This is a genomic window from Mycolicibacterium chengduense (assembly GCF_033741155.1).
Classification (GTDB): domain Bacteria; phylum Actinomycetota; class Actinomycetes; order Mycobacteriales; family Mycobacteriaceae; genus Mycobacterium.
Map to the genome: position 1 here is coordinate 723,967 of NZ_JAWQNH010000004.1, position 9,774 is coordinate 733,740.

At 66.3% G+C, this 9,774-nt stretch carries 10 protein-coding genes; 7 read left to right on the forward strand and 3 right to left on the reverse strand.

All coding sequences use genetic code 11. From position 1 onward, the window contains the following. Positions 1–103: 103 nt before the first annotated feature. Genes SBI67_RS18480 through SBI67_RS18495 form a run of 4 tightly spaced genes read left to right on the forward strand, consistent with a single transcriptional unit; the run spans position 104 to position 4,027 of the window. Complete coding sequence (locus SBI67_RS18480) at positions 104–1,189, forward strand: ABC transporter ATP-binding protein (RefSeq protein ID WP_318981937.1); 1,086 nt, start codon at positions 104–106, stop codon at positions 1,187–1,189. A gap of 11 nt (positions 1,190–1,200) precedes the next feature. Further along, positions 1,201–2,391 (forward strand): ABC transporter substrate-binding protein, encoded by a 1,191-nt coding sequence (locus SBI67_RS18485; RefSeq protein WP_318981938.1) that lies wholly within the window; start codon positions 1,201–1,203, stop codon positions 2,389–2,391. Further along, entirely contained in the window at positions 2,370–3,227 is an 858-nt protein-coding gene (locus SBI67_RS18490; protein WP_318981939.1) for an ABC transporter permease, read from the forward strand. The genes SBI67_RS18485 and SBI67_RS18490 overlap by 22 nt, the downstream gene beginning before the upstream one ends. After that, a complete protein-coding gene (locus tag SBI67_RS18495; RefSeq protein ID WP_318981940.1) occupies positions 3,227–4,027 on the forward strand; it encodes an ABC transporter permease in 801 nt (266 codons plus the stop codon). The genes SBI67_RS18490 and SBI67_RS18495 overlap by 1 nt, the downstream gene beginning before the upstream one ends. Positions 4,028–4,041: 14 nt before the next feature. On the opposite strand, the gene SBI67_RS18500 is transcribed toward SBI67_RS18495, so the two are convergent. Continuing rightward, positions 4,042–4,626, reverse strand: a complete 585-nt coding sequence (locus tag SBI67_RS18500) for a MerR family transcriptional regulator (RefSeq protein WP_318981941.1) — start codon at positions 4,624–4,626, stop codon at positions 4,042–4,044. Between the two features lie 306 nt (positions 4,627–4,932). Here SBI67_RS18500 and SBI67_RS18505 point away from each other — a divergent pair, with 306 nt between their 5' ends. Further along, positions 4,933–6,204: an MFS transporter gene (locus SBI67_RS18505; protein WP_318981942.1), complete on the forward strand. Its 1,272-nt coding sequence runs from the start codon at positions 4,933–4,935 to the stop codon at positions 6,202–6,204. Here the strand turns inward: SBI67_RS18505 and SBI67_RS18510 are convergent. Further along, on the reverse strand, positions 6,201–7,409 hold the full coding sequence (locus tag SBI67_RS18510) for a low temperature requirement protein A (protein ID WP_318981985.1): 1,209 nt from the start codon (positions 7,407–7,409) through the stop codon (positions 6,201–6,203). The genes SBI67_RS18505 and SBI67_RS18510 overlap by 4 nt on opposite strands. A gap of 91 nt (positions 7,410–7,500) precedes the next feature. Next, entirely contained in the window at positions 7,501–8,520 is a 1,020-nt protein-coding gene (locus SBI67_RS18515) for a patatin-like phospholipase family protein (RefSeq protein WP_318981943.1), read from the reverse strand. 84 nt (positions 8,521–8,604) lie between these two features. Between SBI67_RS18515 and SBI67_RS18520 the strand changes: the two genes are divergently transcribed. Together SBI67_RS18520 and SBI67_RS18525 are read left to right on the forward strand one after the other, a co-directional pair. After that, positions 8,605–9,204: a TetR/AcrR family transcriptional regulator gene (locus SBI67_RS18520; RefSeq protein ID WP_318981944.1), complete on the forward strand. Its 600-nt coding sequence runs from the start codon at positions 8,605–8,607 to the stop codon at positions 9,202–9,204. Positions 9,205–9,403: 199 nt separating this feature from the next. Next, a complete protein-coding gene (locus SBI67_RS18525; protein ID WP_318981945.1) occupies positions 9,404–9,742 on the forward strand; it encodes a hemophore-related protein in 339 nt (112 codons plus the stop codon). The last annotated feature ends 32 nt before the right edge of the window (positions 9,743–9,774 follow it).

The window sequence follows — 9,774 nt, forward strand, 5'->3', positions numbered from 1 at the left end:
CCATCGACCGCCGGGCCGGTGAAAACCGCACCCCAACACCGGTCACAACACGAAATCCGCACTTACGCTGCGCCTAGACCGGGGAATCCATACGATGCCGACCATGCCCGCACCGCTATCCGGACTCGCCGAGCACTCCGGGGTCAGCACCGCAGGCGAGCCGCGTATCGAGCTGATCGGTGTCCGCAAGGTGTTCCCCGGCCGCCAACACGAGGTCGTCGCCGTCGAGGGTGCCGATCTCACGGTGGCCGACGGCGAGCTGTTCGCCATCCTCGGACCGTCCGGATCGGGTAAGACCACGGTCCTGCGGATGATCGCGGGTTTCGAACAACCGACCGCGGGCCACATCCGGCTGGGCGGCACCGATGTCACGGGCATCCCCGCCCAGCGCCGGGACGTCAACACGGTTTTCCAGGACTACGCCCTGTTCCCGCATATGACGGTCGCGCAGAACGTCGAATACGGGCTCAAGGTCCGCGGTGTCGACAAGTCAGAGCGGCGCCGGCGCACGGCCGATGCGCTGGACATGGTGCGGCTGGCCGAGCACGCCACCCGCCGGCCGGCGCAGCTGTCCGGTGGCCAACGCCAGCGCGTGGCGTTGGCGCGCGCCCTCGTCGGTCGCCCCCGCGTGTTGTTGCTCGACGAGCCGCTGGGGGCGCTCGACCTCAAGCTGCGCGAGCAGATGCAGGTCGAGCTGAAGGCCATCCAGCGTGACGTGGGCATCACCTTCGTCATCGTCACCCACGATCAGGACGAAGCCCTCACCCTCTGCGACCGGCTGGCGGTGTTCAACGCGGGCCGCATCGAACAGGTCGGCGCCGCCCGCGAGGTGTACGAGACCCCGGCCAACCGGTTCGTCGCCGATTTCGTCGGCACCGCGAACGTGTTCGACGGCGACGCAGCGCAGGCACTGCTCGGCCGCACCGGCACGTTTGCCGTGCGACCCGAGCGCATCGCGGTACACGCCCCGGGTGAGGCGCCCGCGGCCCCGAACCGAACCGTCGAGGCCACCGTGGCCGAGATCATCTACGCGGGCCCGCTGACCAGGGTCACCTCCACGACCGCCCACGGACTGGCCATCACCGCGACCGTGCTCACCGCCGCAAGTTCCCTTCCCGCCGGCCTGGCTCACGGCTCACCCGTCGTGCTGTCCTTCCCCGATTCCGCCGTCCACCACCTGAACGCCTGAGGAGACCGAAGATGTCACGCACCGTCATCCGCACCGGGTTGGTGCTCGCCGCCACCGTCGCCCTTATCGCGGCGTGCTCGAGTGGTTCCGGCGGGGGCCCCAGCGGGCAGGCACCGCCGAAGATCGATGCACCGACGTCCGTCGGCGACGGAGAAGGTGAGCTCAACCTGATCGCCTGGGCCGGCTATGCCGAGAACGGCTCCAACGACAAGGCAGTGGACTGGGTCACCCCGTTCGAGAAGGAGACCGGTTGTAAGACGAACGTCAAGGTGGGCAACACCTCCGACGAGATGGTGCAGCTGATGCGCACCGGCCAGTACGACGGCGTGTCGGCGTCCGGCGACGCGTCGCTGCGCCTGATCTACGGTGGCGACGTGGCACCGGTCAACACCGACCTGGTGCCCAACTACGCGACCATCTCGCCGTTCCTCAAGGACCAGCCGTGGAATTCGGTGGACGGCAAGATGTACGGCATCCCGCACGGTTGGGGCGCCAACCTGTTGATGTACAACATCGCCGTCGTCAAGGATGCGCCGGATTCCTGGGCCGCGGTGTTCACCGACGCCGGCAAGTACAAGGGCCGCGTGACGGCCTACGACTCCCCCATCTACATCGCGGACGCGGCGCTGTATCTGTCGAAGACGAAACCCGAATTGGGCATCAAGAACCCGTACGCGCTGACGGCCGAACAACTGGATGCCGCGACGGATCTGCTGAAGGCGCAGCGCGAGAACATCGGCGAGTACTGGTCGGATTACACCAAGGAGGTGCAGGCATTCGAGTCCGGCACCTCGGTGATCGGTACCACCTGGCAGGTCATCGCGAACACCATCGGCGCCGACAACAAGGTGCAGGTGAACACCATCCTGCCGAAGGAGGGCGCCACCGGTTGGTCGGATACCTGGATGGTGTCGGCCAAGGCGGCGCACCCCAACTGCATGTACAAGTGGATGAACTGGATCACCTCACCGAAGGTCAACGCTCAGGTCGCCGAGTACTTCGGGGAGGCACCGGCTCAGACCAAGGCGTGCGAGCAGACGGCGCAACGCGACTTCTGCAGCATCTTCCACGCCACCGACGCGAAATACGCCGAGCAGATCCACTATTGGACGACGCCGCAGAAGAAGTGCGTCGACGGCAGCGGTGACAACTGCACGACCTACGATCAGTGGGTCGACAAATGGCAGCAGATCAAGGGTTGATCGCGCCCGGCGCGGCCCGACGCAGTTTTTGGCTGGCGTTCCTGCTCATCCCGCCGCTGGCCTGGCTGGTCATCGCCTACCTGGGATCGCTTGCGGTGCTGCTGGTCTCGGCGCTGTGGAGTACAGATAGTTTCACCGGTGCGGTCACCCGGACGGTCACCACCGACAACCTGGTGCGGGTGCTCACCGATGCGGTGTTCCGGGTAGTTACCCTGCGCACCCTGGGCATCGCCCTGGCGGTGACGGTGATCTGCATCGTGTTGGCGGTCCCGCTGGCGTTGTTCATGGCCAAAGTCGCCTCGCCCCGGGTGCGGCTGGTGCTGTTGGTTGCCGTGACAACGCCGCTGTGGGCGAGCTATCTGGTCAAGGCCTATGCCTGGCGGATGCTGCTGTCCCCCGAGGGGCCGCTGGCCTGGGCGGTCGGTGGCACGCCGGGCTACGGGCTGATCGCCACGGTGCTCACGCTGAGCTATCTGTGGTTGCCCTATATGGTGATTCCGGTGTTCGCGGCGTTCGAGCGGGTGCCCGACGCGCTCGTCGACGCGAGTGCGGATCTGGGCGCCTCCGATGCCACGACGCTACGAATGGTGATGGCGCCGTTGGTGTTCCCTGGCATCGCCGCGGGCTCGATCTTCACCTTCTCACTGTCGTTGGGGGACTACATCGCAGTGACGATCGTCGGCGGCAAGACGCAGATGCTGGGCAATCTCATCTACGGGCAGCTGGTCACCGCGAACAACCAGCCGCTGGCCGCCGCCCTGTCGCTCATCCCTCTCGCGGCCATCGTGGCCTATCTGCTGGCGATGCGGCGTACCGGCGCATTGGAGAACGTCTAGTGCGCTCACAACGGACCCGGTGGGCGCTGCGGTGCTGGGCGGCAGTGGTCCTGATCTTCCTTTATGCACCGCTGCTTCTGGTGGTGGTCAACGCCTTCAACGCATCACGCACGTTTGCCTTTCCACCCACCGGCTTCACCCTGCGGTGGTGGACCGATGCCGCCAACAGTGCGGGCATGTGGCAGGCGCTGGCCAATTCGGTGGTGGTGGGACTGGCCGCCACCGTCATCGCGCTGCTGTTGGGCACGATGGCCGCGTTCGCCGTACAGCGCCACCGGTTCTTCGGCAGACAAGCGGTGAGTTTCCTTGTCGTGCTGCCCATCACGCTGCCCGGAATCGTCACCGGCATCGCGCTGAACGCCACCTTCACCTCGGCGCTCGGCATCACGCTCGGTATGGCAACGGTGATCATCGGACACGCCACCTTCTGCATCGTCATCGTCTTCAACAACACCCAGGCCCGGTTGCGGCGGCTGGGCACGCACCTGGAGGACGCGTCGGCGGACCTGGGCGCCTCGTCATGGCAGACGTTCCGGTATGTCACCTTGCCGATGATGCGCGGCGCGCTGGTGGCCGGCGCCATCCTCGCGTTCGCGCTGAGCTTCGACGAGATCGTGGTCACCACCTTCACCGCAGGACCCGCGGTGCAGACGCTGCCGATCTGGATCTTCGCCAATCTGTTCCGGCCCAACCAGGCGCCGGTGATCAACGTCGTCGCGGCGGCGCTGACGGTGCTGGCGATCCTGCCGGTATGGCTGGCGCAGCGTTTCGGTGGCGACCCCGCCAACACCAGGTTGTGATCTCAGCGGAAATCTCAGGGGCCGATCCGCTCCCCGACGATCGCGTCGAGCCGGCCCGTGATCACCAGCCGGCACAGCTGCCGACGATCCTCGTCGCGGCCGCCGGCCTCCTCCTCGTCGACCAGGGTCGCCGCCTCCCCCACCGCGCGCCGCAGGTCCTCGTCGACCGCCTCGATCAACTGCATCATGAATCGCACACGCCCGCGGCCGTCCTCGGCGCGGCCGACGGCGGCCGCGATCGCCGGGTTCACCCATTCCAGGTCACCGGCGGACCTGCGCAGCAGCCCCGCCCGCAACAGTGCCGCGGCGTCATCGGCGGGCAGATCGCCGATGACGGCCCGGTACTCCAGGCCGAGGAACTCGGCCAGGTCACCGCCGGCACGCACCGCCTCGAAGAACTCGACGATATGCGCGGACGTGTATCCCCGCCGCAACAGTCGACTGATCGTCTGCAGCTGCGCCAGATGGTGGTCGTCGTACAGGGCCGCCCGGCCGTCCCGCCGGGGCGCATCCAGCAACCCACGTTCCCGGTAGGCGCGGATGTTGCGGGCGCTCACCCCGGAGATGCGGGCGAGCTCACCCAAACGGTAGTCAGGCAAAGTCGTGCACCTGCCTACTGGTGCAACCCTTCATGGCCACACTTTAGCGCGGGTTTTGCGGTAGCGAGCGAATACGACGGTGCCATCGGCCCGCCCCGGCGATATGTACCTATCGCACGGCTCAACTGCATATATCCGATGCCAGATCTGACCTGCCGGATAATTCCGTCAAGACGGGAGGCCTCACAGCAAAGACAGTAAACGGCGGTGAGCAAATTCACCCGGAAGTCCGTTGGCAATTCGTCCTATCAATTTGCGACACTATGACAGGACAAATCCCGATTCACCCGAAGAGAGGCTGCCCACGTGCGTCCATGGATCGTCTGGGCCACCGGGTTACTCGCCTATATCGTCGCGGTGCTCAACCGCACCACCCTCGGCGTATCCGGGCTGGAGGCGGCCGATCGTTTCCACGCCACCCCCAGCGTGCTGTCGGCCTTCGTCGTCCTGCAGGTCATCGTCTATGCGGGAGCCCAGGTTCCCGCCGGTGTGCTGTTGGACCGATTCGGTTCGAAGATCCTGATCGCCTCCGGTGCGGCGGTGATGGCCGCGGGCCAACTTGCCATCGCGGTCACCGACTCACTGCCGCTGGCGCTGGCGGCCCGTGCGGTGGTTGGCCTCGGGGATGCCATCACCTTCATCTCGGTGCTGCGCCTGGTGCCGCACTGGTTCCCGGCCCGGCAGATCCCGCTGCTCACCCAGATCACCGGCATCTCTGGACAACTCGGCCAAGTGCTCTCCGCGGTGCCATTCCTCTCGCTGCTCGGGGTGGCCGGTTGGACATCGGCCTACCTGTCGGTGACCGCCCTCAGCGTGCTGGCGTTGGTGCTCACCGTGGCCATCGTGCAGAACACCCCGGACGGCCCACTGGCCACCACCGAGACCATGAGCGTGCGCGACACCCTGGCCAGCGTGCGCACGGTGTGGCTGCGTCCCGGCACCAGGCTCGGGTTCTTCACCCACATGGGCACCCAGTTCTCGGTGACTGTCTTCGCGTTGATGTGGGGGGTGCCGTATGTGATGGTGGCCCAACACCAGTCCCGCGCGGTCGCGGGCACCCTGTTGACCATCTCCGTCGTCACCGCCATCACCGCAGGCGTCGTGCTCGGCATCTTCACCGGCCGTTATCCGCACCGCCGGTCCTGGATGGTGCTCGGCATCATCGGCAGCAACGCCGCCATCTGGACCGTGGTGTTGGCGCTCCCGGGACCCGCGCCGCTGTGGTTGCTGGTGGTGCTCGTCGTGATCATCTCGGTCGGCGGGCCGGGGTCGATGGTGGGCTTCGATTTCGCCAGAACCTTCAATCCGAGCGCCACGTTGGGCACCGCGCAGGGAATGGTCAACATGGGAGGGTTCCTGGCCTCGCTGATGTTGATGCAGGGAATGGGTTGGATCCTCGATGCCGCCGGCGGCTATTCGTTCGACTCGTTCCACCTGGCGTGGACACTGCAGTACGCGGTGTGGGTGCTCGCCGTCATCGGCATCCTCATCACCAGGAAGAAGGCGCGCCGGTTGATGCGCGACGAGCAGGAACGCTCGCTACTGGAGACGTTCGACGCGCACTCCGCGGGGCGTTAAGCCACCAGCCGGCGCTCCATCGCCTGGGCCATATGCCGGTGGCCGACGAGTTCGTATCCGAGCACCGTGACCATCGGCGCGGCGGTGGCGACCAGCAGGCACAGTGCCATCGACACCCCGCTCAGTGCCAGCAGGACCGATCCCACCAATACCGCCGCGGTGAGCACGAGCAGCAGCAGGTGGAACACGTCGATCTGCTGGACCAGGATCGAGTAGATGAGGAACACCAGGCACACGAACAGCCCGACCGGGATCACCACGGAGAACACCGTGCCCGCGGACCCCAGTTTCGAGCTGCCCTCCAGGTAGTAGGCGGCGACGTGGAGACCGGCGCCGGTCGCCACGATCGACCCGAACAGGAAGATGGGCAGATAACCGAACCAGAAGGACTGCTCGCGGTGCGCGTGCAACAGGTCCCCGGTCGGCACCGTGAAGAACACCCACCACATGCCGAACGTCAGGCCGATTCCGGCGACCGTGACGAGGATGGCATCGACGGTCCAGCCCTGTTCCTGCACCACCGCCGACAGCGTGGCCACCGTGCCGACCACCCCCTCGCCGAGCGCGATGATCGCCATCAGCCCGTAGCGCTCGGCGATGTGGTGGGCATGCCACGGCGTTCCCCCGCCCCACCGTTCGGCAACCACGGGCACCGTCATCTCCAGCACCAACATCAGACCCACCCACGCGGCCGTCACCGCGAGCGAGGTGTGGGTGAAAATCTGTGCGATCCAACCGATTTGCACGACACCCAGCAATACCGCGTAGGTCAGGCAGGCCCGCCGCCGACCAGCATCCTGGACCGCCGCGCGCAACCACTGCGCGATCAGGCCGACCCGCATGACCACGTAACCGGCCACCAGCACCGCGTTGTCGACGTGCTCACCGTGCTCGATCGAAGCGAACACATCCGGGATGCCAAGCGTCAGAATCACCACGCCGACCATCTGCACCATGGTGGTCACCCGGTACACCCAGTCGTCGGTGTCATAGGCCGAGGCGAACCAGGTGAAGTTGATCCACGCCCAGCAGATCGCGAACGTCGCGAACAGGAACGAGATCAAACCGGCAAAAATATGGTCGGCCGTCAGCGCGTGCGCGAATTGCGAAGCAGCAGTGCCGAAGCCGACGACGAAGGTGAGGTCGAAGAGCAGTTCCAGCGGGGTCGCGACGCGATGCTGTTCATGGGGGTCACGCCCCGACATCACCCGAAGCCGATGTGCCGTCTCGGTCACGACACCGTCCTTTCGTCGTCCTTGGTATCCCGCGCGCCGACAGGGCGGATGCCCATCCCCGTCACCCTAGGGGATTCACAGCACGGAACCGGCGCAGGTAGCTGCCCCAATCCCAGTCGGCGAGAAACGCCAGGGCCGCGTCGTGCCCCTTGGCATACAGCGCCTTCACCTGCGCATCGGTGATGTCGAAGTCGAGGAAGCCGACCTCGGTCGAATCGACCCGGATGGTCCGTGCGCTGACCCAGGGCTGGTTCAGGTAGGCCTGATCGCGGCCGACCAGCACCGTCGTGATCACATCGTCGAGCAGCCGCGGCGGGCCGAGCCGGCGCAACAAACCCCAGTCCGGCAACACCTTGTCGATACCGTCGGGCAGGTTGGGCAGCAGGGTGATGCCGAAGCTCGGCCAGCGCGGGACCCTGCCGTCGGTGCGGTCCAGCGAGTCGACCGGAAAGTTCGACAGCAGGCCGCCGTCGAGCAGGGTCGAGGTACGACCGGCGGCACTGGTCAGCTTGACCGGGCGGAAGAAGAACGGGATCGACATCGAGGCGCGCACCGCGTCGGCCACACTCTGCTCGTCGGGATCCAGGCCGTACACCCGCCGGTAATCCCAGGGCAGCCGGACCAGTTGTCCCGTGGTGACATCGGCGACGGTCACGACGAGTTTGTAGCGCTGTTCTGGTGGCAATTCGTCGTCGTCGATGGCCAGGTCGCCGAAGGTCTCGACACCCAGGTCGCGCAGCTGACTGCGCACCCAATCGCGGGCGTAGTCCCCCTTGTACATACCGTCGCCCAGCAGCACCGCCACCGACGCGCCGACCAACGGCAGCCGCTGCGCCGGCAACGGATCGCGAAACTTGTGGTAATCCAATTGCAGCGCAAGGTCTTTGACCTGCGCGCCAGTGAGCATTCGGCCTGGCCGCGAACCCGCCGCGACGATGGCCCCGACTATCGACCCGGCCGACGTTCCCGACACCCGCTGCACCGTGTAGCCGGCGTCCAACAGGGCGACCACGGCACCGACGAGTCCGACACCCTTGACTCCCCCACCGGAGAGCACCAGATCCGCGGACGGGGACGGCACAGCGGAGACGATACCGCGGCGGGTGACGCCGCCGGACGGCTGAGCCGGGCCGCCGGCATCCCCCCGTCGGGGATAATGGCCGACGTGACGTCTACCGGCGACGAATCCGGCGCGACCCGGCGCCGGATCCTGGACGCCGCACTCGAGTTGGCCTCGACCACCGGCCTGCGCAAGTACTCGATGGAGCAGATCGCGCGGACGGCCGGAATCGGCCGGGCCACGCTGTATCTGTACTTCAACGGCAAGGATGCGCTGATCGCCGCGCTGGTCGAAACCGAGCTGGCGCGTTACTTCGCCGGTATCCAGTCCGTCATCGACGGCTACGAGTCGGCCGACGACCGGCTGGTGCACGGATTCGCGGCGGCGTACCGGCTGCTGAGAAACCATCCCGCGTTCTCCACCGTGTTGCGCGTCAACCCCGAACTCCTGAGGCCGTATCTGATCGCCGAGAACTCACCGGCCATGGATCTGGCCCGCGGCTTCGTCTACTCGACGATCCGGCCCGGTGACCTACCCGATGAGCTTCGTACCCAGTTCGCCGAACACGTTGCGCGGGCCATACATTCGTTCATCCTCATTCCGGGCGGCGTGCTCGGACTCGAATCGGCCGACGGGCCCGAGGAGTACGCCCGGCGGTTCCTGCTACCGGTTCGCAACGGCCTGGGCGCCGGCGCCGTTCGGTGAGCGGCCAGCCGCTGCTCACACCCGCTTTGCGGAGGCTCGAATGGCGTCACGTCCGGCATTCCCGCAGGTCAACGGCATGAGTCCGGCCATGGTCAGCTCGTCCTGTTAGCCTGTCAAAAGAACATGTAACGCAACCGGCGCGAACACCGAAAGATCAGTGTCGCCGGAAACAGGTCGGGCGGGGAAAGGTGTCTAGGCAATGGTGAAGGTGTCGGGAAAGAAATTTGTGTTGACCCTGGTCGGGGTGGCCGCGGCGCTGCCGCTGAGCGCGGGTATCGCGTCGGCGACCCCTGATTTGACTCCGGTGGTCAACACGACGTGTACATACGACCAGGTGATCGGAGCGATGAACGCCGAGCGGCCCGATCTCGCCGCCGAGTTCAATGCCCAGCCGGTCGGTCAGGCGATGCTGCGCAACTTCCTGGCGTCCGGCCCGGCTGAGCGGCAGCGCACCGCCACCCAGATCGCCAACGCGCCGGGTGCGTCGAAGTACTTCGACGGCATCGCACAGATCATCACCACCTGCAACAACTACTGATCTTCGACACCGGATTCGGCGTGTCCCGGCAT

Excerpts from the sequence above, each read along its gene's own strand:
- SBI67_RS18490 (WP_318981939.1), top strand. The coding sequence starts at position 2,370 with ATGGCAGCAGATCAAGGGTTGATCGCGCCCGGCGCGGCCCGACGCAGT.
- SBI67_RS18485 (WP_318981938.1), top strand. The coding sequence starts at position 1,201 with ATGTCACGCACCGTCATCCGCACCGGGTTGGTGCTCGCCGCCACCGTC.
- SBI67_RS18510 (WP_318981985.1), bottom strand. The coding sequence starts at position 7,409 with ATGTCGGGGCGTGACCCCCATGAACAGCATCGCGTCGCGACCCCGCTG.
- SBI67_RS18480 (WP_318981937.1), top strand. The coding sequence starts at position 104 with ATGCCCGCACCGCTATCCGGACTCGCCGAGCACTCCGGGGTCAGCACC.
- SBI67_RS18525 (WP_318981945.1), top strand. The coding sequence starts at position 9,404 with ATGGTGAAGGTGTCGGGAAAGAAATTTGTGTTGACCCTGGTCGGGGTG.